Origin of the sequence: Sphingomonas sp. LC-1 (genome assembly GCF_025371035.1) — a bacterium.
In the GTDB taxonomy this organism is placed as follows: domain Bacteria; phylum Pseudomonadota; class Alphaproteobacteria; order Sphingomonadales; family Sphingomonadaceae; genus Sphingomonas; species Sphingomonas sanguinis_E.
The window spans coordinates 428,175-452,358 of record NZ_JANZXB010000001.1; the positions used below are offsets into that span (position 1 = coordinate 428,175).

Consider the following 24,184-nt stretch of genomic DNA (forward strand, 5'->3'; position numbering starts at 1 on the left):
GCGCCCGCTCATCCGGCCGCGCGAAACCCACGGCCCGACTGGCTACCGCAATGTTAACCATTCCGAACAGTTCACGATTAATCCACGCGGGTTAGCGTGACGATCATGAAAGCTCTGGTGTCCAAAGCAGTCATATCGCTCTGCGCACTCACGGTCGCTGTCCCGGCCCAAGCGCGATCGCTCCTCGACTATGTCGGGCAATGCGTTCCTTTCGCGCGTCAGGCATCGGGCATTTCCATCTATGGCGACGCATGGACCTGGTGGAGCCAGGCCGAGGGCAAATATCCGCGTGGCCATACCCCCCGGGTCGGCGCGGTCGTGGTGTTCGAGAAGACCGGCCGCCTGCCGCTGGGCCATGTCGCGGTGGTCAGCCGGGTGGTCGAGGATCGGGTGCTGATGCTGACCCATGCCAATTGGTCGATCCAGAATGGCGAGCGCGGCCATGCCGAACAGGATGTGACCCTGTTCGACGTCTCGCCCGGCAATGACTGGAGCCAGGTCAAGGTCTGGTTCCGCGACTCGGACGGCCTGGGCAGTTCGACCTATCCGATATACGGCTTCATCTATGGCAAGGGGCGCGCCGCCCCCGAGCTGACCAGCGACAAGCCCGATTATGTCGGTGCGCTGATCGACGCCTATGTCGCGCGCTGATTGCCAGACGGGGTCGCCGGGCATAGACTGCCCCTCCCCATGCTCGGGAGGATATGTCGATGATGATCCTGTTCGCCGCCGCCGCATTGATGGCGCAGCCCGAAATCAACCAGCCGACCATCGGTCCGTCGCCGGAGCACTGCGTCCCCGAAGACAAGCGCGTCAGCCAGACCGAAGCCACCGCTGGCCCCCGCAAGCTCAGCGACATGCCGCCTGCCGAACCGCATTATGCGGTGGTGCGCAACTTCGGGGGCTGCCCCATCCCGGTCACGTTGCGGAAGCAGGGCACCAAGCGACGCTGATCCTTCTCCTCTAAGGCGATCTGCTGCGAACCTCGGCCTTTCCGATCTCCCTCAGCCTGCCGCAGGCCGGTGGATCACCCCGCCGGTCATCGCCTCCGGCACGCCCGTGGTTCCTGGAAAGCTGATCGGCCGTTCGTTCAGCCGGCGCACCGCCATATAGGCGAACCCCTCCGCCTCCAGCGCGTCGCCATTCCAGCCGAGCCGATCGGTCGGCTCGGGGGTAAGCCCCGTCGCCTCCGCGATCATGCGCAGCATCGTCGCATTGTGCCGCCCGCCCCCGGCGACCAGCAGCCGCCTGGGCCGCTCGGGCAAATGGTCGAGCGCGCGCGCGACCGTCTGTGCGGTAAAGGCCGTCAGCGTCGCCGCCCCGTCCGCCGCCGACAACCCGCGCGCCGGTTGAATGGTGAAGTCGTTGCGGTCCAGTGACTTGGGCGGTGCGAGGTCGAACCAGCCATTGTCCATCATCGTGTCGAGAACGGTCGGCTCCACCCGACCTGACGCCGCCAGCGCACCGTCCGCATCGAAGCGCTGCCCGCTCTCGGCCTCCATCCAGCTATCGATTAGGCCATTGGCGGGCCCGGTGTCGAAGGCGACGAGCGCCCCGTCGCGACCGATCCAGGTGATGTTGGCCACCCCGCCCAGGTTCAGCACGGCCAGCGGCTTGTCGAGCCCGGTGGCCAGCGCGGCGTGATAGACGGGCATCAATGGCGCCCCCTGCCCGCCCACCGCGACATCGGCGGAGCGGAAGTCCGAGACGGTGACGATCCCGGTGGCGTCCGCCAGGGCCTGTCCATCCCCGATCTGCCAGGTCCAGCCGCGATCGGGGCGATGTGCGACCGTCTGGCCGTGGAAGCCGATCACCTCCACCGCATCGGCGCCGATCCCGGCATCGCGCAACAGTTTCTGCACGACCATCGCATGGGTCCGCACGATCAACTCGCCCGCCGCGACGATCGGCGGGCTGGCGCGCGGTCGGTCGAAGGTCAGCGCGAGCGCGGTGGCCTCGGCCAGTTCGGCGCGCGCGACATCCGAATAGGCCTCCGAACGAAAGGCGACGGGACGGACCTGGGCCTCGCCGTCCGTCTCGACCAAGGCGGCGTCCACGCCGTCGAGCGAGGTTCCCGACATCAATCCGATCGCCAGCATCGCCTTCCAACCTTTAACTACGTTAGTTTCCCTCATGCCGGGATCGGCCGGACCTGTCGACCATCCACATTAAGCGCGACGATGCACGCATCTGGAAAAGCGATCCGATTTGGACTATGTGCGCGCGTATCCCATGGCAACCAAACTCCCTACTCCGCCGCGCGTCGGCATGGTCTCGCTCGGCTGTCCCAAGAATCTGGTCGACAGCGAACGCATCCTGACCCAGCTTCGCGCCGATGGCTATCAGATGTCGCCCGACTATGCCGGGGCCGATGTCGTGCTGGTGAACACCTGCGGCTTTCTCGACTCCGCCAAGGAGGAAAGCCTGGAGGCGATCGGCGAGGCGATCAAGGAAAATGGCCGCGTCATCGTGACCGGCTGCATGGGCAAGGAAGCCGAGGCGATCCGCACCCGCTTCCCGGACGTGCTCGCGATCACCGGCGCGCATGAATATGAGCAGGTGGTCGAGGCGGTCCACGCCGCCGCGCCCGCCAACCTGTCGCCCTATATCGACCTGATCCCGGACGCCGGGCTGAAGCTGACCCCGCGCCATTACAGCTATCTGAAGATTTCCGAGGGCTGCAACCACCGGTGCAGCTTCTGTATCATCCCGTCGCTTCGCGGCGACCTGGTCAGCCGCCGCCCCGACGCCATCCTGCGCGAGGCGGAGAAGCTGGTCGCGGCGGGCACGCGCGAGTTGCTGGTCATCAGTCAGGACACCTCGGCTTATGGCATCGATATCCGCCGCGAACCGCGGATGTGGAAGGGGCAGGAGGTCGTGCCGCACATGACCGACCTGGCCCGCGAACTGGGCAAGATCGCGGCCCCAGTGAACGGTTGGGTGCGGCTGCACTATGTCTATCCCTATCCGCATGTGGATCAGGTGATCCCGCTGATGGCGGAAGGGCTGGTGCTGCCCTATCTGGACATTCCCTTCCAGCATGCTGCGCCGTCGGTGCTCCGCCGCATGAAGCGGCCCGGCAACGATGCCAAGGTGCTCCAGCGCATCCACCAGTGGCGCGACATCTGCCCCGATATCGCCATCCGCTCGACCTTCGTCGTCGGCTTCCCCGGCGAGACGGAGGAGGATTTCGAATATCTGCTCGACTGGCTCGACGAGGCGCAGCTCGACCGGGTCGGTGCCTTCCGCTTCGAGCCCGTCGAGGGTGCCGCCGCCAACGCCCTGCCCGATCACGTCCCCGAGGAGGTGAAGGAAGAGCGTTACGCGCGGATCATGGAAAAGACCGCCGCCATCTCCGCCGCCAAGCTGGCCGCCAAGGTCGGCCGCACCCTGCCCGTCATCATCGACGCGGTGGACGAGGAAGGCGGCGCGACCGGCCGGTCCCAGGCCGACGCACCCGAAATCGACGGCGAGGTCTTCCTGCGCGATGCCGCCCATCTCTCGGTCGGCGATATCGTGAAGGTCGAGATCGAGGATGCCGACGAGCACGATCTCTATGGCGTGCCTGTCATGGGGAACGGATAGGCTTTACGACAACCCGGGCGGGGCCGGGTGGTACAGATCCCGGACCACTCTCCCCCAACCGTTCGCATCGCGCGAAGTCGGGATGGCGTCCCGTAGCCTTCGACTTCGCTCAGGCTGAAGGGAGGGCAGCCCCTTTTTCCTACGCCCATTCAGGCTGAGCGAAGTCGAAGCCCACGCCCCCACCCTCCAACGCGCCCGTTGCACCGCCCCCGCAAACCTGCTTCCTTGGGGCGCATGAGATACCCCTATTTGCTGGCGGCGATCGCGTTCATCGCCCCCGCCCCGCTGCTCGCCCAGGCGCTGACCCCGGCGGAAACCCAGAAGATCGATACGCTGGTGACCAGGACGCTGGCCGATACCGGTGTCCCCTCCGCCTCGATCGCTGTGGTGCGCGGCGGCAGGATCGTACTTGCCAAGGCCTATGGCAAGCAGTTCGAGGGACAGACCGGACCTGCCGACCCGAAACTCCCCTATCAGATCGCCTCGGTGTCGAAGCAGTTCACCGCCACGGCCATCCAGTTGCTTGCCGATGACGGCAAGCTCTCGCTCGACGACAAGGTCGGCCAATATATCCCCGGCATTACCGGTGGCGACACGATCACCATCCGCCAGTTGCTCAGCCACACCTCGGGCCTGCGGGACTATTGGCCGCAGGATTACAGCTTCAAGGCGATGGCGACCCCCACCACGCCGCAGGGGATCGTCGACCGCTGGGCCAAAGCGCCGCTCGACTTCGTGCCCGGCGCGCAGTGGCAATATTCCAATACTGGCTATGTCGTCGCGGGCATGATCGTCGAGAAGGTGTCCGGCCAACCGCTGTTAGACTTCCTCCAGGCACGAGTGTTCCGTCCGCTCGGCATTCGTGCGGTCGACCAGGACAAGGCGGTCGGCCCCGGCTTCCCGCAAGGGTATCTGCGGCACGCGCTCGGCCCCGTCCGCGTCGAGACACCCGCCGCTTCGGGCTGGCTCTATGCGGCAGGAGAATTGTCGATGTCGCCGCAGGATCTGGCCAAATGGGACGTGGCGCGGATGAACCGCACGCTCCTTCCGGCCAAGCTGTGGGAAGAGCAGGAGAATCCGGTCAAGCTGACCGACGGGTCCAACACCAATTACGGTCTGGGTGTCGGGGTCGGCTCCGACAATGGCCGCCGCTTCGTCGAGCATAGCGGCGAGGCGGTCGGCTTCCTGACCGAGAATATCGTCTACCCGGATGACAAGGCTGCCGTGGTGGTTGCGGTCAACGCCTGGTTCGCGGATGCGCAGGGACGAATCGCCAAAGGCATTTCGGAAATCGTCCTGCCCGCGCCCCAGGTCAGTGCCGAGGACGCCGCCGCGCTCGACCGCGCCAAGCGCGTCTATACGCAGCTTCGGATGGGCAGTCTCGACCGCATGCTGCTGACCGAGGATGCGGCCTATTATTTCACGCCCGCGACCATTGCCGACTATAAGGCCAGCCTGTCTCCGCTGGGCGCGCCGACCAAGGTCGAGCAGGTAGGGCGCACGCGCCTGCGCGGCGGTTTCGTCAACCGCTCCTACCGGGTCACCTATCCGACGCGGTCCTTGCGGATCAGCACCTATGCCGAACCCGGTACCGGCGGGAAGATCGAGCAATTTCTGGTGAGCCCTGTCGAATGATGGACTTTTCTTCCCTGCTGCAACCCGATCGCGGCCAGCCCGCCCGGTCGGTCACGCTTCTGGCGCCCGGCGGCTTCGACGCCTGGCTGACACGCCAGCCCGCCACGGTCCGCGCGCTGGCATCGGCGCAGGCATTCACCGCCAGGCCCAATAGCGTCCTGCTATTTCCCGACGGCGACGACATTGGGGTCGTCGCGGGCGTGACCGACCCCGCCTCCCCTTGGGCGCTCGCCAAGCTGGCCGAAACCCTGCCGGAAGGCAGCTATCGCCTCGACGGCGCGGACGTCGGCGCGAACGCGCTGGGCTGGCTTCTGGGGCAATATCGCTTCACCCGCTATCGCAAGGTGGAGAATGCGGGCGCGCGGGTGCTGCTGACCCGCGATGTCGGCCACCGGGAGGAGGTGATCCGCATCGCCAACGCCACCGCGCAGGTCCGCGATCTGGTCAATACCGGCGCGGGCGATCTGGGTCCCGCCGAACTCGAAGCCGAAGCCACCGCGCTGGCGCGTGCGCATCAGGCCGAAATCCGTGTGACGGCGGGCGATATGCTGGCGCGCGACTATCCGATGGTCCATGCGGTCGGGCAAGCGGCGACGCGGGAGCGGGCGCCCCGCTTGATCGAACTCCATTGGGGCAACCCCGCCCATCCCCGCATCGCGATCGTCGGCAAGGGCGTGTGCTTCGACACCGGGGGCCTCGACATCAAGCCGTCCGCCGGAATGCGGCTGATGAAGAAGGATATGGGCGGCGCAGCCCATGCACTGGCGCTGGCCGGTCTGGTGATGGCGGCGAAGCTGCCGGTGCGGCTCCACCTGCTGATCCCGGCGGTGGAGAATGCGGTGTCGGCCGCGTCCTTCCGCCCCGGAGACGTGCTGAAGACACGAAAAGGCCTGACGGTCGAGAACACCAACACGGATGCCGAGGGTCGCCTGATCCTGGGCGACGCGCTAACCCGTGCGGGCGAGGAGAAGCCCGAACTGATCCTCGACTTCGCCACACTGACCGGCGCGGCACGGGTCGCGCTGGGCCCCGATCTGCCGCCCTTGTTCACCGATGACGAGGCATTGGCGGAGGCACTGCTGGCGGCGGGCGTGGCGGAGGAAGACCCGGTCTGGCGGCTGCCGCTCTGGGATGGCTATGACGAGATGTTAAAGTCCGACATCGCCGACATGGTCAATGCCCCCGATGGCGGCTTTGCGGGTGCGATCACCGCCGCGCTGTTCCTGCGGCGCTTTGTGCCCAAGGATACGGCCTGGGCGCATCTCGACGTATTCGCCTGGCGGCCTTCGGCCAAGCCGGGACGGCCCAAGGGGGGCGATGCCTATGCACTGCGGGCAGCCTATCGGATGTTGAAGGGGCGCTATTCAGGGACTCGAGGCGAGGTTCGGAGCGTGCGCTTCGGCTTCGCTCAGCGTGAACGGCGGTTGCGATAATCCCTCGCTCCGTCCAGCCTGAGCGCCGTCGAAGGCCACGTCCGAGCGCACCGCAAAATCACAATCCCGCCGCCGCCTCGATGATCGGCACGAACTTGGCCGCCGTCAGACTGGCGCCGCCCACCAGCGCGCCATCGACATTCTCGACCCCCAGCAAGGTCGCGGCATTGTCGCCGGTTACCGAGCCGCCATAAAGGATACGGACTTCGTCGGCCGCATCGCCGATCAGCATCCGCAGCTTGGCGCGGGCGATCGCGTGGATGCTCGCGACCTCGTCCACCGTCGGCGTCCGCCCCGTGCCGATCGCCCAACGCGGTTCATAGGCGAGCGTAAACCAGCTGCCGTCCGCATTGTCAGGCACCGACTTCTCGATCTGCGCCTGCACCACGCGCTCGGCACGACCGGCATTGCGCTCCGCTTCCGTCTCGCCGCAGCACAGGATGACGTTCAGACCGTTGCGATGCGCCGCCGCCGCCTTGGCCCAGGCGTCCTGGCTGGTCTCCCCCTGATCCGCGCGCCGTTCCGAATGACCAACGATGGTAAAGCGCGCGCCCGCCTCCTTGACCATCCCCGCCGAGACGCAACCGGTATGCGCCCCCGAATCACGGTCGTGCACATCCTCCGCACCGATCGCCAGGCCCGGCTCCCGCTCGGCGGCGGGGGCGATCAGCGTGAAGGGCACCGCCATCGCCACATCGACACCGGGAGCCGCTTCCGCCGCGCGGGCGATAGCGTCCAGTTCGGCCAGAGCAGCGCGCGAGCCGTTCATCTTCCAATTGCCCGCCACCAATTTGCGCCGTGCCATATTCAGGCTCCCATTGAGTCGTGTGTTTTACGTGTTCAACATCGATAGCGTATCGTGGCGTCCGCACAAGCTTGATGCGGGCGCGAGTGCCCCCTAAAGCGGGCACGTTTTTATTCCTTGCCGATCGGTCGTCCATGCTCAGCTTCTTCCGCCGGATCATCAATTCGAAGGCCGGCGTCATCGTGACCTTCATCGTGCTCGGCATCATCGCCATCGCCTTTGCGGCGGGCGACGTGTCGAACATCGCCGGAATGGCGGGCGGGCTGACCGGGTCGGACGTCGCCAAGGTCGGCGATGCGAAGGTCACCGCCAACGACCTGCGCACCGCCGCGCAGAACGAGGTCGCGGCCTATCGCCAGGAACAGCCCACGCTCGACATGGCGCAGTTCGTTGCGGCCGGCGGCTTCGAAGGGGTGCTTCAGCGCGAGATCACGGGCCTGTCGCTCGAACAATTCGGCAGGGAGCAGGGCATGGTCGTGTCGCGGCGTCTGGTCGATGGCCAGATCGCTTCGATCCCTGCCTTTCGCGGTCCCAATGGCCAGTTCGATCCGGCGCTGTATCAACAGCTTCTGGCGCAGCGCAAGATGACCGACGCGCAGGTCCGCACCGACATCGAGCGGACGACCTTTGCCCAGCAGCTGACCGTCCCCACCATCGGCGCGACCCAGTTCGCGATGCAGATGGCGCTGCCCTATGCTTCGCTGCTTCTGGAAAAGCGCGCGGGCGAGGTCGGCTATATCCCGACCCGTCTGGTGCCCGCGGGCCCTGCCCCGACCGATGCCGATCTGCAGACCTTCTATCAGCGTAATGTCCAGCGCTACACGCTGCCAGAGCGCCGCACCGTCCGCTACGCACTGGTGACCCCCGCCGCCGTCGCAGCCAGCGCCACGCCGAGCGAGGCGGAGATTGCGCGCTATTATCAGACCAACCAGGCGCGCTACGCCGCGACCCAGAAGCGCGACGTGACCCAGGTGATCGTCGCCGATCAGGCTGGTGCCAGTGCCTTGGCCGCCAAGGCGAAGTCGGGCACCTCGCTCGCCGATGCGGCGCGTGCCGCCGGGCTGGAGGCCTCGACGCAAAAGGGAGTCGAGAAGGCCGCCTATGCCGCGCAAAGCTCGGCCGCCGTGGCCGATGCGGTGTTCGGCGCGGGCCAGGGCGCGGTGGTCGGCCCAGTTCGCGGCACGCTGGGCTTCGTCGTGGCGAAGGTCGACGCGGTCACTCAGGTGCCGGGCAAGACGCTGGCGCAGGCGCGTCCCGAGATCGTCGCCGAGTTGACCAAGCAGAAGCAGGCCGCCGCACTTGGCGAAATGCGCAATACGATCGAGGATGCGCTGTCGGGCAACGCGACCTTTGACGAGGTGGTGGCCGACCGCAAGCTCCAGGCGCAGACGACGCCCGCCGTCACCGCGCAAGGCGCCGCACCCGACGCGCCCGGCTTCCAGCCGACGCCGGAACAGCGCGCGATGATCACCGCCGCGTTCACCGCAGACGAAGGCGATGCGCCGCAGATCGTGCCGATCGGCCAGGATGGCGGCTTCGCGGTCGTCGGCGTCGGTCAGGTTCAGCGCTCCGCCCCGCGTCCGTTGGCGCAGGTGCGCCAGCAGGTGCTGGCCGACCTGAATGCCGACCGCGCCCGCGCCGCCGCGCGCAAGCTGGCCAACGCCGTGCTGGCCAAGGTCAACAAGGGCATGCCGATGGCGCAGGCGCTGAAGGAAACCGGGCTCGCAACTCCGCCGGTCCGCCCGATCGCGGCGTCGCGCCGTGATCTGGCCGCCGCGCAGAACACCCCCGCCGCCGCGCCGCTCGCGCTGCTCTTCTCGATGCCGCAGAACAAGGCGCGCACGCTGGAGGCACCGCAGAATGAGGGCTGGTACATCCTGCGCGTGACGAAGATCGAGGCGGGGAACGCGGCCGGCAACGATGACGCGATCCGCGCCGCGCGCGCCGATATCGGCCGCCTGATCGGCCGCGAATATGTCTCGCAATTCGCCCGTGCGGTTCGCGACGTGGTGGGTGTGAAGACCGATCCCAAGGCGGTGGCCAAGGTTCGTGCGGAACTGTTGAACAATGGCGGCAATTGAGGCGAACGCCGCCGGCGGCGCGGTGGAACGGTTGAAGGCCGGGCAGCCGCTGCTGATCTGGCGGCGGCAGATCGCCGACACCGAAACGCCGGTGGCGGCGGCGCTCAAGCTGATCGAGCCGGGGCGCGGCGACTATCTGCTCGAATCGGTCGAGGGCGGCGCGACGCGCGGACGGTATAGCCTGATCGGCCTCGCCCCCGATCTGGTATTCCGGGCGCATGGCCATGACGCCGCGATCAACCGCCATTGGGCGACCGACCGCGACGCGTTCGAGCCGTGCGCGCAGCCGACGCTGACCGCCCTGCGCAATCTGGTCGCCGAATGTCGCGCGGATGTGCCTGATGGGCTTCCCTCCGCACTCGCCTGTCTCGTCGGCTATTTCGGCTATGAGACGGTCGGACTGGTCGAGGACCTGCCGCAGCCCGAGGCCGATCCGCTGGGCCTGCCCGACATGATCTTCGTGCGGCCGACCGTGATCCTGGTCTTCGACCGGCTGGCCGACGCACTCTATCTGGTCGCGCCGGTCTGGCCGGATGCGGCACGCGATGCCGAACGGATGATTGCCGAAGCGGAGGACCGGCTGGACGCGACCGCCGCACGGCTGGCGACGACCGCGCTTCCACCCGCCTTACGCGCGGACCTGCCCGAGCCGGCTTATGAGCCCGCCCTGCCGCCGGGCCGCTATGCCGAGATGGTGGCGCGCGCGAAGGACTATATCGTCGCGGGCGACATATTTCAGGTGGTGCTGGCGCAACGCTTTTCCGCGCCCTTCGCACTGCCGCCGTTCGAACTCTATCGCAGCCTGCGGCGGATCAACCCTTCGCCCTTCCTCTATCATCTCGACCTGCCCGGCTTTTCGCTGATCGGGTCGAGCCCGGAAATCCTCGTCCGCGTCCGAGACGGCGAAGTGACCATCCGGCCGATCGCGGGGACCCGTCCGCGTGGGCGTACCGGGGCCGAGGATGCGGCCAACCGCGACAGCCTGCTCGCCGATCCGAAGGAACGCGCCGAGCATCTGATGCTGCTCGACCTCGGTCGGAACGATGTCGGTCGCGCAGCATCAGCGGGCAGCGTCCGGGTGACCGATAGCTATACCGTCGAATTCTACAGCCATGTCATGCACATCGTCTCCAACGTCGTCGGCCGCCTGGCCGATGACAAGGATGCGCTGGACGCTCTGTTCGCGGGCTTCCCGGCGGGCACGGTCAGCGGCGCGCCCAAGGTCCGAGCCTGCCAGATCATCGCCGAACTGGAGCCCGAGCGGCGCGGCGCTTATGCGGGCGGCGTCGGCTATTTCTCGCCCGATGGGTCGATGGATTCGTGCATCGTGCTGCGGACCGCCGTTGTGAAGGACGGGACCATCCATGTCCAGGCGGGCGCGGGGATCGTCGCCGATAGCGATCCGGCTTACGAACAGCGCGAATGCGAAGCCAAGGCGGGCGCGATGCTCGCCGCCGCCCGGGATGCGGTCGCGCGGGCAGGCGAAGGGGGTTTCGGACAGTAAGTCTCTTACCTTCGTCCTTCCTGCCCGCTAGTAATTCTTCCTCTCGATGAGAGAGGGAGGAAGCACGAAGCGCCGGACGGGGGATGAGGCTCGGTCTATCGCCGCCCGCGATCTCCGCAATCCCCGTCGGCGGGAGGCGGCGTCTGCTCCGCGCGGCGGGCGCGGCGTTCGTCGGCGAACTGGCGGTTCCAGGTCATGCTGCATCCGCTCTGGCCGCCCGTACCGACCGGCGAGCAGGTGTCGGGGATGCCGCCCGCCACGCGTCCGACCTGATCCATCGTCGCCGCGCGGTTGACCCAGCTCTGATTCTGCGCGGGGATCGGCTTGTCGTCGCGCAGGCCCTTCGGGATGCGATAGGGCTCGTCGTCCCGGCCGCAGACCACGACTTCCTCGGCCGTGCTTTCGGGACATTTCTGATCGCCGGTCAACGTCACCTGCCGCACCCGCTTGGGCGGCTGGCCGGTCGCGGCTTGCTGATCCTGGGTGGCCTGCTGGGCGAACGCCGTGGCCGGGGTCAGCAACAGGGCAGCAATCAGGGCGGCTCGAACCATGGCAACGGGACTCCTTTGAGACTTTAACGTCGGACGTGGCGCATGGCTCCACGCTGAACGGTTCGCCCAGACGACGCCATTCGGGCGAAATTACGGCCATGTGTCGCAGACGCGAGGGGGCCGACCTTCCCCATGCGTCACGCAGACGTTGCACCGCCCGCGCGATCGGCTATGGCGGTTCCATGATCCTGGTCGTCGACAATTACGACAGCTTCACCTGGAACCTCGTCCATTATCTTCAGGAATTGGGCAGCGAGGTGGAGGTGGTCCGCAACGACGCGATCTCGGCGGGCCAAGCGCTCTCGTCGGGGGCGCAAGCCTTTCTCATCTCTCCCGGCCCCTGCACGCCGACCGAAGCGGGCGTCAGCCTGGATCTGGTCGAGGCGGCGGCCGATGCGGGCCGTCCGCTGCTGGGCGTATGCCTGGGCCATCAGGCGATCGGCCAGCATTTCGGCGGGCTGGTGGAACGCGGCGGCCTGATGCACGGCAAGACATCGCCGGTGCATCATGACGGGACGGGGCTGTTCCGGGGTCTCCCCTCGCCCTTCACCGCCACGCGCTATCACTCGTTGATCGTCAACGACGTGCCGGACAGCCTGGTGGTCAACGCCCGAGCGGAGGATGGCACGGTCATGGGCTTCCGCCACCGGACCCTGCCCATCCATGGCGTCCAGTTCCACCCGGAAAGCATCGCCACCGAATACGGCCATGCCATGCTCGCCAATTTCCTGCGCGAGGCGGGAATCGCGCACGACCTTCCCGAGCGGCTGCGTCCGCCCGCCGAGACGGCGGCGTGACCACCATCGCGCTCCTCCCCGATCCCGTCAGCCCCTTGTCGCGCGAGACGGCACATGCCGCCTTTGCCGACATTCTCGACGGGCGCGCGGATGACGAGGCGGTCGCCGATTTCCTGACCCGGCTGGCCGAACGGGGCGAAACCTCGATCGAGATTGCGGAAGCGGCACGCGCCATGCGCGAAAGGCTGATCCCGATCGAGGCGCCATCGGGCACTATCGATGTGTGCGGCACCGGTGGTGACGGGCATCATACGCTCAACGTCTCGACCGCCGTCTCGCTGGTCGTCGCGGCACTGGGCGTGCCGGTCGCTAAGCATGGCAACCGCGCGGCCTCGTCCAAGGCGGGCGCGGCGGACACGCTGGAGGTGTTGGGCCTCGACATGGAGCGCGCGGGACAGGTGGCGCAGGCGAGCCTGGGCGACATCGGCATCGCCTTCCTCTTCGCCGCCAACCACCATCCTGCCATGGCGCGTATCACCCCGATCCGGCGGCGGATCGGGCGACGGACGATCTTCAACCTGATGGGCCCGCTCGCCAACCCCGCGCGTGTCGGGCGACAGTTGATCGGCATTGCCCGTCCTGACTATGCCACCGTCTATGCCGAGGCGCTGGAGCAGCTCGGTGCGGAGGCGGCTCTGGTCGTCTCGGGCGAGGAAGGGCTGGACGAGCTGTCCGGCGCGGGTTCCAGCATCGCGGTGTCGGTAGGCTCCATCGAAGCGCCCGCCACGATCACGCCAGAGGATGCCGGGCTGCCCCGTCACCCGATCACCGCCATTCGCGGCGGCGACGCCCGGCACAATGCCGAAGCGCTTCGCCGCCTCCTCGCCGGAGAGCCAAGCGCGTATCGCGACGCCGTTCTCCTCAATGCCGCCGCCGCCCTGATGGTCGCCGGGCACAGCGCCGATCTGGCCCAGGGGGCCGTGGCCGCTGCCCGCGCGATCGATACCGGGGATGCTGCGGCGCTCCTCGACCGATGGATAGCCTACCGATGACGATGCTCGACCGCATCCTGGAAACCAAGCGCGCCGATGTCGCCGCGCGCAAGGCGACGATGTCGCTCGCCGATCTGGATGCCAAGATCGAAACCGTTTCCGCCCCACGCGGATTTCGCGCCGCCCTGGACGCCAAGACCGGCCATGCGCTGATCGCGGAGGTCAAGAAGGCCAGCCCGTCCAAGGGCCTGATCCGCGAGGATTTCGATCCCCCCGCCCATGCCCGCGCCTATGAGGCCGGGGGTGCGGCCTGCCTGTCGGTGCTGACCGACGAGCGTTGGTTCCAGGGAGCGGACATATTCCTGGAACAGGCGCGCGCCGCGGTGTCGATCCCGGTGCTGCGCAAGGATTTCATGGTCGATCCCTGGCAGGTGCATGAGGCACGCGCGCTGGGGGCCGATGCGATCTTGATCATCGTCGCCGCACTGGACGATGGGCAGATGCAGGAGATCGAAGCCGCCGCGATCGAATGCGGGATGGACTCGCTGGTCGAGGTGCACGACGCCGCCGAAATGGAGCGCGCCGCCCGGTTGAAGTCGCGGCTGATCGGGGTGAACAATCGCGACCTGCGCGACTTCTCCGTCGATTTCCAGCGGACCTATGAACTGGTCGGCCGCGCGCCGGAAGGTTGCACCTTCGTCGCCGAAAGTGGTCTGACGACACGCGCCGACCTCGACGCGATGGCCGAGCATGGCATTCACTGCTTCCTGATCGGCGAGGCTCTGATGCGTCAGCATGATGTCGAGGCCGCCACGCGTGCGCTGATCGGATGACCGGCCTCACCCACCTGGACGATAGCGGATCGGCCCGCATGGTCGATGTCGGGGCGAAATCGGTGACGGCACGGCAAGCCGTGGCAAAGGGCCGCATCACCATGGCACCCGAAGCCGCCGCCGCCATTGCGGCGGGCAGCGTCCAGAAGGGCGATGTGCTGGCCGTCGCGCGCGTCGCGGGGATCATGGCCGCCAAGAAGACCAGCGACCTCATCCCGCTCTGCCATCCCCTGCCGCTTAGCAAGGTCGAGATCGATCTCGTGCTGGAGGCGGATGGCGTCACCGCCACCGCCACCGCCGCGACGGCGGGGCAGACGGGGGTGGAGATGGAGGCGCTGGCGGCTGTGTCGGTCACGCTGCTGACCGTTTATGACATGGCAAAGGCGCTGGATAAGCGCATGGCGATCGGCGATATTCGCCTGGTGTCGAAGACCGGCGGCAAGTCGGGCGACTGGCACGCCTGACGCCGGGAACGACGATCGGCCGCGAAACGGCCTTGGGCCAACAGGAGTGACCGTCATTCTTCTACCCGTCGCCGAAGCCCAGCAGCGTCTGATCGCGCTCGCCACCGATCGCCCGATCGTCGACCTCCCCCTGCGACAGGCTGCCGGCCGTTGGGCGGCACGTGACGTGCTGGCGGCGCGAACCCAGCCCGCGAGCGACCTGTCGGCGATGGACGGCTATGCGATCCGCTTCGCCGACATGCCGGGGCCCTGGACGGTGATCGGCGAAAGTGCCGCCGGACGTCCCTTCACCGACAGCGTCGGGCCGGGCCAGGCGACCCGCATCTTCACCGGCGCCGCCATGCCGCCCGGCGCCGATGCCGTGCTGATTCAGGAGGAAGCCGGCCGCGACGGCACGATGCTGATCCTGACCGGCGAAGGTCCCGCGCATCCGGGCCGCAATGTCCGCCGCCGGGGTCTCGATTTCTCGTCGGGCGACCGGCTGATCGCCGCGGGCCAGCGACTGACGCCCGCTCGGATCGCCGTCGCCGCGACCGGGGGCCATGGCACCCTGCCCGTCCGCCCACCGGTCCGCGTCGCCATCGCTGCGACGGGAGACGAACTCGTCCCACCGGGAATGGGCGACCCTGCCGCGCTCCCCGAATCGAACGGCGTCATGCTCGCGGCGATGCTGGCCGAGCTGCCGGTGGAGATCATCGACCTCGGCATATTGCCCGACAATCTGGAGCGCCTGCGCGACGCCTTTGCGGGGGTTCGCGCCGATCTGCTCGTCACCACCGGCGGCGCGTCGGTGGGCGATCACGACCTGGTCCAGCCCGCGCTGAAGGCGGCGGGGGGAAGCATCGATTTCTGGCGGATCGCGCTACGCCCCGGCAAGCCGATGATGGCTGGGCGACTAGGTAAGACGGTGGTGCTCAGCCTGCCGGGTAATCCGGTATCCGCCTTCGTCACCGCGACCCTGTTCGTCCGCCCGCTGATCGCGCATATGGCAGGCGCCGCCGATCCCTTCCCCGCGCCGATCCCCGCGGTCCTGGGCGAGGATCTGCCCGCCAATGGGCCCAGGATCGACTATCTCCGCGCCGCGATGATCGACGGGCGCGTCCATGCCGCCGCGATCCAGGACAGTTCGATGCTGCTGACTTTGGCACGGTCGACCTGCCTGGTGATCCGCCCGCCTCATGCTCCAGCGGCGCACGAGGGCGACTCGGCGGAAATCCTGATGCTCGCTTGACGCAAGCCCAAACGTTCCATATAAGTTCCACGTCTGTTCTGGACGGAGGATCGCGATGCTCACCGCAAAGCAGCATGAGCTTGTCTGCTTCATCAATGACCGTTTGAAGGAAACCGGGGTGTCGCCGTCCTTCGAGGAGATGAAGGAGGCGCTGGACCTCAAGTCCAAGTCGGGCGTCCACCGCCTGATTTCCGCGCTGGAGGAACGCCACTTCATCCGTCGCCTGCCCAACCGCGCCCGCGCGCTGGAGGTGTTGCGGATGCCCGATCGGCCCGAAAAGCCGGTAACGGCGTCGGCTGCCGCTTCGGACAATGTCCGCAGTCCCTCGGTCCGTCCGCTGGCCGAGCCCGCCAATGACGTGGTCGAAATCCCGCTTCACGGCCGGATCGCCGCCGGTCTTCCTATCGAGGCGTTCGAGGGCAGTTCCACTCTGGCCGTGCCCGCCGCTTTGCTGGGTTCGGGCGAGCATTATGCGCTGGAAGTCTCGGGTGATTCGATGGTCGAAGCGGGCATTCTGGACGGCGACTATGCGCTGATCCGCCGGACCGATGTGGCGCGCGATGGACAGATCGTCGTCGCCTTGATCGACGATTCGGAGGCGACGCTCAAATATTTCCGGCGAGAGGGCTCGATGGTCCGTCTCGACCCGGCCAACCGTGCTTATAATCCTCAGCGTTATGCGCCCGCGCAGGTGCGGGTGCAGGGCAAGCTGTCGGGCATCCTGCGCCGCTACGATTGAGGGCGGCTCGCCGGATCGGCAGCGGCCTCCACCCATGGGTGACGGTCACCTGGCTGGCGGACCATATCGACTCGCGGTGGGTCGAACCGGATCGCCAGCCCGCCCGTCCGACGTAATGCGGGGGTGTCCAGTTTCAGCCAATGTGGGTGACACGCGGCGGGCAGACGGCGATCCGCGATGACGATGTCCATGCGGGAGCATAACGCGATCAGGTCGTCCCATGGCACGGCATAACCGCTACGGGTCGCGGCGACCTGCCAGAGACGTCCGCCCGTCGCGATCCGGGTCACGCACATATCCTGCCCGCACCGCGCGCCCGGCTGATCGGCGAGAGCCTGTGGCTCCGCATCGGAGCCGCCCATTTCCGAAAGGGTCGAGCGCATATAATCGCCCGCACGATCGCGCAAAAGGGCAACGCCCTTGCTGGTGGACACCGCGACATGGCGGCCATCACCCGTGACGATCAGGTCCGGCGCCGGTGCCGCCAACATCACGGCAAAACCCATGGCTAGAATCGGCATTCCCGACCAACGCCAGCCGGTACGCCATAGCGCCACCCATAGTCCGCCCCCGAGCGCCGCCGCAAAGGCCCAGACGGGCGCGACCGGCAAAGCCACCACGGCGCCGGGCATGACCGCGACATGATGGGCGAGCGCCAGCAGCAAGCCAAGCGATCTCTCCAACATCCACCAGAAGGGCGCGCCCAGGCCCAGCGGCTCCAAAAGCAGCGCCATCATTTCCAGCGGCATCGCGACGAACGTCGTCCAGGGAATGGCGATGATATTCGCCATCGCACCGTAAAGCCCGGCCTTGTGAAAGTGGAAGATCGCGATCGGCATCAACGCCGCCTCGACCACCAGCCCCGTCACCAGCAACGCCGCCAGATGGCGCAGCATCGACCATCGCCAGTCCGGATGCGGGCCGAACCAGCGTCGCATCGCTGGATGATCGTGAAGCGCGACGATGGCGGTGATCGCGGCGAAGGATAGCTGGAAGCTCGCGCCCACCAACGCCTCGGGCCGGAAGACCAGGACGATCAACGCCCCAGCCGCGACGAGGCGCAACGTCATCGCCTCCCGCCCCAGCGCCAGTGCGGCGAGCACCAGCATCGCCGCGACGCAGGACCGAATCGTCGGCACCTCGGCGCCGGTGAGCCAGGTATAGCCGATCGCCGCCAAAGCCCCCGCCGCCGCGCCCACCAAGGGCAAACGTACCCGAAGCGCCAGCCAAGGCCATAGCGCCAGCAGCCGCACCGTCAGCACCATCACGATGCCGACGACCGCCGTGATGTGCAGCCCGCTGACCGACAGCAGATGCGCCAGCCCCGCGCGGCGCATCGCCTCTGCATCACCGTCTTCGATCGCCCCGACATCACCGGTGGCGAGCGCGGCCGCGATCCCGCCCGCGCTGCCCGCGATCCGGGACGTGATACGCGCCGACAATCGCTGACGAAGTCCCACGGTGTCTGGGGCGGGTTGCATCACTCCCACCGGCGCAAAGCCGCGCCCGGTCGCGCCGATCCCCTGAAACCAGGCCGCCCGTGCAAAGTCATGGCCACCGGGGGCGACCGGCCCAGCCGGCGGCATCAAACGGGCGCGAAGGCGTATGCGGGCCCCTGCCCCCAGTCCGGCGACCGCATCCTCCTCGTGCAAGGATACGCGAATGCGGGGCGGCAGGACGATGGGCCGGTCCCGACCGTCGCGTGCCTCCAGCGGATGCAGCATCAACCGCACGATCCGCCTGGCGGCCAGCCGATCCATCCCCTCCACCTCGGCCACCATGGTCGCGATGGCGGGATGCTGGAGTACCGCCGCGCGCACCGAATCGGCCCGCGCCCAGGCAAGCAACACCCCCGCGCTCATCAGAAAGGCGGCGATCGCCACCATGCGCGACACCCGTCCGCCATCGGCCAGCGTCACCGCCGCCAGCCCTATTCCGGCCAGCCCCAAGACCATGCCGATCCACGCGCGTGGATCGGGCAGCACGAACCAGCAAGCGATACCGGCCCCAAGCATGACCGGCACCCACAGGGGTAACTGGTTCCGCTCCGCCTCGGCCCAACGCTCGGCCCAGGCGAGGCGCGGCATTTGGCGGCGCGGACGCTTGATGCTAGGGGCTGCGGCGGCTGAATGGGCCATCGGATTTCATGATTGGGAGTATGCGCGGTTGAGCGCAACAGATGATATCGCTACCGGGTCGGCCGCCAACGGGGTCGTGACCCGCTTCGCGCCCTCGCCGACCGGCTTCCTCCATATCGGCGGCGCGCGCACCGCGCTGTTCAACTGGCTGTTCGCCAAGGCCAATGGCGGCAAGTTCCTGTTGCGGATCGAGGATACCGACCGCGTCCGCTCGACCCAGCCCGCGATCGACGCGATCCTGGACGGCATGCGCTGGCTGGGCCTGGATTGGGACGGCGACGCGGTGTTCCAGTTCGCCCGCGCCGATCGCCATGCCAAGGTCGCCCGCGAGATGATGGAACGCGGCCATGCCTATCGCTGCTACATGACCCAGGACGAGATCGCCGCCCAGCGAGAGGCCGCGCAGGCCGCCAAGCAGCCGCTGCGCATCCGCTCGCCCTGGCGCGATGCCGATCCCGCCACCGCCCCGGCGGACCAGCCCTTCGTCGTCCGCCTGCGCGCACCCCGCGAAGGTGCCGTCACGATCGAGGACCGGGTGCAGGGCAGCGTGACCGTGCAGAATGCCGAACTGGACGATCTGGTCCTGCTTCGCTCGGACGGCACGCCCACCTATATGCTGGCGGTGGTGGTCGACGATCACGACATGGGCGTGACCCATGTGATCCGCGGCGACGATCACCTCAACAATGCCTTCCGCCAGTTGCCGATCTACAAGGCGATGGGCTGGGCCGAGCCGATCTATGCCCATATCCCCCTGATCCACGGTTCGGACGGCGCCAAGCTGTCCAAGCGTCATGGAGCAGTCGGGATCGAGGCGTATCGCGATGAGATGGGCATCCTGCCCGAAGCGCTCGACAATTATCTGCTCCGCCTGGGCTGGGGTCACGGCGATGCCGAGATCATCTCGCGCGACGAGGCGGTGAAGTGGTTCGACCTGGCCGCCGTGGGCAAGGCGCCGTCGCGCTTCGACCTCAAGAAGCTCGAAAATCTCAACGGCCACTACATCCGTGAGGCCGATGATTCGCGACTGGCCGATCTGGTGGCCCAGCGTATGGGCGTCGAGGACGTGGCGTTGCTGACCGCCGCCATGCCGTCGCTGAAGCCGCGCGCGGCGAATTTGAACGAATTGGCCGACGGCGCGCGCTTCCTTTTCGCGACCCGTCCGTTGAGCCTGGACGACGCCGCCACCGGCCTGCTCGACGAAAAGGCACGGGGCATTCTCTTTTCCGTTCACACCGCGCTTGACGCGGTGCACAACTGGGATACGGAGCTTTTGGAAGACGCGGTACGCAAGGTGGCCGAAGCCGAGGGCGTGAAGCTCGGTCAGGTCGCCCAGCCGCTCCGCGCCGCCTTGACCGGACGCAAGACGTCTCCGGGAATCTTCGACGTGCTCGCATTGCTGGGCCGTGAAGAAAGCCTGGGGCGGATCGCGGACCAGATGACCGCAGATAGGAAGGATCATTGAGTATGAGCGACACCGCGAAATTCGGCATCGGCGGCAAAGAATTCGACTATCCGGTCATGTCCGGCTCGATCGGCCCGGACGTGGTCGACATCCGTAAGCTTTATGGCCAGACCGGCGCCTTCACCTACGATCCCGGCTTCACCTCGACCGCCTCGTGCCGGTCGAAGCTGACCTATATCGATGGTGACGAAGGCGTGCTGCTGCACCGTGGCTATGCGATCGGCGATCTGGCCGAAAATTCCAGCTTCATGGAAGTGGCCTATCTCCTCCTGAACGGCGAACTGCCGAACCAGGGCGAACTGTCGGAGTTCACCACCACCATCACGCGCCACACCATGGTGCATGAGCAGCTGGCAGCGTTCTTCCGCGGCTTCCGTCGCGATGCGCACCCCATGGCGATCATGTGCGGCGTGGTCGGCGCACTGTCCGCCTTCTATCACGACTCGACCGACATTCACGATCCGGTACAGCGGACGATTGCGTCGCACCGCCTGATCGCCAAGATCCCGACGATCGCGGCGATGGCGTACAAGTACAGTGTGGGTCAGCCCTTCCTGTACCCGGACAACTCGCTGTCCTACACCGGCAACTTCCTGCGCATGACCTTCGGCGTTCCGGCTGAGGCCTATGAGGTGAACCCGGCCGTCGAAAAGGCGATGGACCGCATCTTCATCCTGCACGCCGATCACGAGCAGAACGCGTCGACCTCGACCGTGCGTCTGGCCGGATCGTCGGGCGCCAATCCGTTCGCCTGCATTGCGGCGGGCATCGCGTGTCTGTGGGGCCCGGCGCATGGCGGCGCGAACGAAGCCGCGCTCAACATGCTGCGTGAGATCGGTACGCCCGAGCGTATTCCGGAGTTCATTGCCCGCGCCAAGGACAAGAACGATCCGTTCCGCCTGATGGGCTTTGGTCACCGCGTCTACAAGAATTACGATCCGCGCGCGACCGTGATGCAGAAGACCGTGCGCGAGGTGTTCGACGCGCTGAAGGTCAACGACCCGCTGTTCGAGACGGCGCTCCGGCTCGAAGAAATCGCGCTGAACGACGAATATTTCGTCGAGAAGAAGCTGTTCCCGAACGTCGACTTCTATTCGGGCGTCATCCTGTCGGCGATCGGCTTCCCGACCGAGATGTTCACCGTGCTGTTCGCGCTTGCCCGCACCGTCGGCTGGGTCGCGCAGTGGAACGAGATGATCACCGATCCCGACCAGAAGATCGGCCGTCCGCGTCAGCTCTACACCGGCCCGACGCAGCGTCCTTACGTTCCGGTCGAGCAGCGCTAAGCCATGAACCGGGCCCGGCCGATCCTGATCGCCATCGGCGTCCTTCTGGCGCTGACGGGGCTTTTGTGGATCGGTCAGGGCCTGGGCTATATCCGCTGGCCGCAGGAGAGCTTCATGCTCGGTCAGGGCGAATGGGCCGATCGCGGCGCCTTCGTCGCGATCGCGGGATTGGCGCTGATCCTGATCGCGCGGCGCTTGCCCAAGCGGCGCTGATCGATCTGCCAGAAAAGGAAAAGGGCTCCTGCGGGAGCCCTTTTTTTATCGCGCGCGAAGGCGGAAAGTGAAGGTCGCGCCCTGCCCCGGCTCGCTTTCGACCGACAGGTCGCCGCCCATGGCGCGCGCCAGCCGCCGCGCGATATATAGGCCCAGGCCGTTGCCACCCGGTTCGGACGGATCGACCCGTTCGAACTTCTCGAAAATGCGCGGCTGGTCCTTCAGGGCGATGCCCTTGCCCCGATCGGTGACGCGAACCAGCGCCCAATCGTCTTCGCGTTCCACGCTGACCACCACCTCTCCCCCATGGGGCGAATAGCGCAGCGCGTTGCCGATAAGGTTGATGAGGATTTGCAGCGAACGGCCGAAATCGCCGATCGCGCCCATCCCCTCGGCGATGGCCGGGCGGCGGATCGTCACTCCGGCGGAATCCGCCCGCACGCCGAGCAGACCCGCGGCGCGGCGCGCGACGTCGGCGAGATCGATCGGCGTGGCGGCCAGGCGAAAATCGGGCTGTTCGATCGCCTGCAGCTCGACCAGATTGTCGACCAACCCGATCAGATGACGTCCCGCGTGGGCGATGTCACCGGCATATTCGGCATAATCGGCCGCGATCGGTCCATCGGCCCGCGCCGCGATACTGTCGGCATTGGCCACGATCCGCGCCAGCGGCGTGCGCAACGCCCGGTCCAGACCGGCGGTGAAGCTTTCGGTCAAGGGTGGCTGCGCGGCCAGCGCCCGTGCCGCGTCGTCATCCTCGCCCGGCTGATCGATCAGGAAAGTCGCGCCGGTCAGCCCGGCGATCCCGCCCATCCCGTCATGCCGGATCGCCGCCGACAGCCGGACCGGCATATCGCTCGGCCGCAATCGCGCACAGCGCCCGTCGAGCGGAGCGGTCCCGCTCATCAGCACACCCCCGTCCCCCGTGGACGGATCGAAGGCGAACAGCGCGTTGAGCGGCCGCCCCAGCATCGCGTCGGGGTCGAAACCATGCCGTGCCCCTGCTTCGCGCGACAGAAAGGTCAGGCGCAGCGCCGCATCGGTTTCCCAGCGGAAATCGGCGCCCATCGCGGCATAATCGGGCGGCGTGGCGACGGGTTTCCAGGCGGCCCGGTCACGCCAGCCGCTGACGCTCAGCCGGATTTGCCCCGTCTCGGGCCGTGCCTGCACCCACAGGTCGAGATCGCCTTCGTCATCGGCCACCCGAACCTGCCGCGATACGGCAATGCCGAGCCGACGGGCCAGTCGCGCGATCCGGGCGACGGGCGCGACTGCCATGGGATCATCCGCCCCGCCGCCCGCGCGCATATGGAGCAGTTCGATCGGAGGATCGGCCGACAACAGGTGATCGGTCGCATCCAATATGGCGCGCGCCACCATCGATTCGCCCGGGCTGTTGATGGAGGTCATCGCCAGGCGCCTTGGTCCAGCCGCGCGATCGCCCCCCGAAAGGCGCGGGGAAGGCTCAGCGAGGCAATCGCCCTCCGCGCCGCTTCCGCAGGGATCGCCATGATCGCATCCAGCGCGTCCGCAAAGGCATCGACATCGCGCCGCCCATCCGCCTCTGCCAAAGCCAGACCGATGCGCGCGACCGTCGGCCGCCCTAGATCAAGCGACCGCAGCACCAGCCACAGCCGATCGCCCTCCGGCTCCAGCACGACGTCGCGCAGTTCGTCATGGTCGATGCCACATGCATGAGCGAGCAGCGCGATAAACAGTCCCGGCTGTCGATCGGACAGGCTTTCGAGCAGCAGATCGGGCAGTTCGGCGGGCCGCGCGTCGATCGCCTCGGCCAGTCGCAACACCGCCGCGCCGGGGCTGTCCGCCTCGCCATGGGCCGCCAGGACCCGCTCCGCCGCCAGGGCAAGCGCCTGGTCCAGGCCAGCATCATCCCCCTGGCGCAACGCGGCGGCGACCAGCCAGACCAGATGACGGCGAAGCGCGATCGGCAGCGCAATCGCCTCGCCATCCGCCTCCACCATGCGGGCCCGCCCCTCGGCGGCGAGGACCGCGCGCGCCGAGGATGCGACGATCCGGTCGGGCGCCTCGGTCAGGCGCACCAGCAGGCTGGGCGCGTCGCCCACCATCGTCTCGATCGGCAGCGCCTGAGCCAATAGCTGCAACCGAAGCTGCGCCACCAGTTCGGCGACCAGATCCGAATCGAAGAACAGCCCCGCCCGGCGGAGCCGCCGGATCGCCTCGGCCGGACCGGGGGGATCGGCCATTTCCTCCCCATCCGCGCGCAAACGCTCGGCCTGATGCAGAAGATCGGACACGGTCGTCTCGACAAGCGCCTGCAGACGCGCCCCGACTTCGAACCGGATTTGATCGGTCAACCGCGCGTCGTCATCCAGCCGCAGGTCCGCCACCGCCCCCTGGCACCGTGCCGCCGCCCGCGCACGCGCCGCTGCAACGCGCTCGGATAGCCGAGCGTGCTGCCAATCGGGGGCATCAAATGGGTCCTGTGCGACCGCCATCCAGCATCGCTAATG

Annotated in this window: 22 protein-coding genes; 16 read left to right on the forward strand and 6 right to left on the reverse strand. The window is 67.4% G+C overall.

What is annotated here, in order from left to right; genetic code table 11:
• Positions 1–117 precede the first annotated feature (117 nt).
• Together NZL82_RS02025 and NZL82_RS02030 are read left to right on the forward strand one after the other, a co-directional pair.
• Positions 118–651, forward strand: a complete 534-nt coding sequence (locus NZL82_RS02025) for a CHAP domain-containing protein (protein WP_261268106.1) — start codon at positions 118–120, stop codon at positions 649–651.
• 53 nt (positions 652–704) lie between these two features.
• Complete coding sequence (locus NZL82_RS02030) at positions 705–953, forward strand: hypothetical protein (protein ID WP_261268107.1); 249 nt, start codon at positions 705–707, stop codon at positions 951–953.
• A gap of 51 nt (positions 954–1,004) precedes the next feature.
• Here NZL82_RS02030 and NZL82_RS02035 read toward each other — a convergent pair whose 3' ends face one another.
• A complete protein-coding gene (locus NZL82_RS02035) occupies positions 1,005–2,099 on the reverse strand; it encodes an anhydro-N-acetylmuramic acid kinase (RefSeq protein WP_261268108.1) in 1,095 nt (364 codons plus the stop codon).
• Positions 2,100–2,232: 133 nt separating this feature from the next.
• Between NZL82_RS02035 and rimO the strand changes: the two genes are divergently transcribed.
• The 3 genes from rimO to NZL82_RS02050 all read left to right on the forward strand — a co-directional run bounded on the left by rimO (position 2,233) and on the right by NZL82_RS02050 (position 6,653).
• Complete coding sequence (gene rimO, locus NZL82_RS02040) at positions 2,233–3,585, forward strand: 30S ribosomal protein S12 methylthiotransferase RimO (RefSeq protein WP_261268109.1); 1,353 nt, start codon at positions 2,233–2,235, stop codon at positions 3,583–3,585.
• Positions 3,586–3,819: 234 nt separating this feature from the next.
• Complete coding sequence (locus tag NZL82_RS02045) at positions 3,820–5,220, forward strand: serine hydrolase (protein WP_261268110.1); 1,401 nt, start codon at positions 3,820–3,822, stop codon at positions 5,218–5,220.
• On the forward strand, positions 5,217–6,653 hold the full coding sequence (locus NZL82_RS02050) for a M17 family metallopeptidase (RefSeq protein ID WP_261268111.1): 1,437 nt from the start codon (positions 5,217–5,219) through the stop codon (positions 6,651–6,653). Before NZL82_RS02045 ends, NZL82_RS02050 begins: the two co-directional genes overlap by 4 nt.
• A 58-nt stretch (positions 6,654–6,711) precedes the next feature.
• Here the strand turns inward: NZL82_RS02050 and tpiA are convergent, their stop codons facing one another.
• On the reverse strand, positions 6,712–7,458 hold the full coding sequence (tpiA, locus tag NZL82_RS02055; protein ID WP_261268112.1) for a triose-phosphate isomerase: 747 nt from the start codon (positions 7,456–7,458) through the stop codon (positions 6,712–6,714).
• A 134-nt stretch (positions 7,459–7,592) separates the two neighbouring features.
• Here tpiA and NZL82_RS02060 point away from each other — a divergent pair, with 134 nt between their 5' ends.
• Both NZL82_RS02060 and trpE read left to right on the forward strand, forming a co-directional pair.
• Positions 7,593–9,539, forward strand: a complete 1,947-nt coding sequence (locus NZL82_RS02060; protein ID WP_261268113.1) for a peptidylprolyl isomerase — start codon at positions 7,593–7,595, stop codon at positions 9,537–9,539.
• Complete coding sequence (gene trpE, locus NZL82_RS02065; protein ID WP_261268114.1) at positions 9,526–11,043, forward strand: anthranilate synthase component I; 1,518 nt, start codon at positions 9,526–9,528, stop codon at positions 11,041–11,043. Before NZL82_RS02060 ends, trpE begins: the two co-directional genes overlap by 14 nt.
• Positions 11,044–11,138: 95 nt before the next feature.
• On the opposite strand, the gene NZL82_RS02070 is transcribed toward trpE, so the two are convergent.
• The gene (locus NZL82_RS02070) at positions 11,139–11,594 is read right to left on the reverse strand and encodes a hypothetical protein (protein WP_261268115.1); all 456 of its coding nucleotides are present in this window, start codon (positions 11,592–11,594) and stop codon (positions 11,139–11,141) included.
• A gap of 182 nt (positions 11,595–11,776) precedes the next feature.
• Here NZL82_RS02070 and NZL82_RS02075 point away from each other — a divergent pair, with 182 nt between their 5' ends.
• Genes NZL82_RS02075 through lexA form a run of 6 tightly spaced genes read left to right on the forward strand, consistent with a single transcriptional unit; the run spans position 11,777 to position 16,590 of the window.
• Positions 11,777–12,391: an aminodeoxychorismate/anthranilate synthase component II gene (locus tag NZL82_RS02075; protein WP_261268116.1), complete on the forward strand. Its 615-nt coding sequence runs from the start codon at positions 11,777–11,779 to the stop codon at positions 12,389–12,391.
• The gene (trpD, locus tag NZL82_RS02080) at positions 12,388–13,383 is read left to right on the forward strand and encodes an anthranilate phosphoribosyltransferase (protein WP_261268117.1); all 996 of its coding nucleotides are present in this window, start codon (positions 12,388–12,390) and stop codon (positions 13,381–13,383) included. The genes NZL82_RS02075 and trpD overlap by 4 nt, the downstream gene beginning before the upstream one ends.
• Positions 13,380–14,156 carry an indole-3-glycerol phosphate synthase TrpC gene (gene trpC / locus NZL82_RS02085; protein ID WP_261268118.1) on the forward strand — a complete coding sequence of 259 codons (777 nt, stop codon included), beginning with the start codon at positions 13,380–13,382 and terminating at the stop codon, positions 14,154–14,156. Before trpD ends, trpC begins: the two co-directional genes overlap by 4 nt.
• Positions 14,153–14,620 (forward strand): cyclic pyranopterin monophosphate synthase MoaC, encoded by a 468-nt coding sequence (moaC, locus tag NZL82_RS02090; protein ID WP_261268119.1) that lies wholly within the window; start codon positions 14,153–14,155, stop codon positions 14,618–14,620. The genes trpC and moaC overlap by 4 nt, the downstream gene beginning before the upstream one ends.
• A gap of 46 nt (positions 14,621–14,666) precedes the next feature.
• On the forward strand, positions 14,667–15,851 hold the full coding sequence (glp, locus tag NZL82_RS02095; protein WP_261268120.1) for a gephyrin-like molybdotransferase Glp: 1,185 nt from the start codon (positions 14,667–14,669) through the stop codon (positions 15,849–15,851).
• Positions 15,852–15,906: 55 nt separating this feature from the next.
• The gene (gene lexA / locus NZL82_RS02100) at positions 15,907–16,590 is read left to right on the forward strand and encodes a transcriptional repressor LexA (protein ID WP_261268121.1); all 684 of its coding nucleotides are present in this window, start codon (positions 15,907–15,909) and stop codon (positions 16,588–16,590) included.
• Here the strand turns inward: lexA and NZL82_RS02105 are convergent.
• Positions 16,581–18,677: a ComEC/Rec2 family competence protein gene (locus NZL82_RS02105; RefSeq protein ID WP_261268122.1), complete on the reverse strand. Its 2,097-nt coding sequence runs from the start codon at positions 18,675–18,677 to the stop codon at positions 16,581–16,583. The genes lexA and NZL82_RS02105 overlap by 10 nt on opposite strands.
• A gap of 79 nt (positions 18,678–18,756) precedes the next feature.
• Here NZL82_RS02105 and gltX point away from each other — a divergent pair, with 79 nt between their 5' ends.
• From gltX to NZL82_RS02120, 3 genes are read left to right on the forward strand one after another with little or no spacing between them, the layout of a single operon-like run.
• A complete protein-coding gene (gene gltX / locus NZL82_RS02110) occupies positions 18,757–20,193 on the forward strand; it encodes a glutamate--tRNA ligase (protein WP_405051331.1) in 1,437 nt (478 codons plus the stop codon).
• A 2-nt stretch (positions 20,194–20,195) separates the two neighbouring features.
• A complete protein-coding gene (gene gltA / locus NZL82_RS02115; protein ID WP_261268124.1) occupies positions 20,196–21,479 on the forward strand; it encodes a citrate synthase in 1,284 nt (427 codons plus the stop codon).
• A gap of 3 nt (positions 21,480–21,482) precedes the next feature.
• Positions 21,483–21,692, forward strand: a complete 210-nt coding sequence (locus tag NZL82_RS02120) for a hypothetical protein (RefSeq protein ID WP_261268125.1) — start codon at positions 21,483–21,485, stop codon at positions 21,690–21,692.
• Between the two features lie 45 nt (positions 21,693–21,737).
• Here the strand turns inward: NZL82_RS02120 and NZL82_RS02125 are convergent, their stop codons facing one another.
• Together NZL82_RS02125 and NZL82_RS02130 are read right to left on the reverse strand one after the other, a co-directional pair.
• A complete protein-coding gene (locus NZL82_RS02125; protein ID WP_261268126.1) occupies positions 21,738–23,102 on the reverse strand; it encodes a sensor histidine kinase KdpD in 1,365 nt (454 codons plus the stop codon).
• On the reverse strand, positions 23,099–24,169 hold the full coding sequence (locus NZL82_RS02130; protein WP_261268127.1) for a DUF2336 domain-containing protein: 1,071 nt from the start codon (positions 24,167–24,169) through the stop codon (positions 23,099–23,101). Before NZL82_RS02130 ends, NZL82_RS02125 begins: the two co-directional genes overlap by 4 nt.
• Positions 24,170–24,184: the final 15 nt, after the last annotated feature.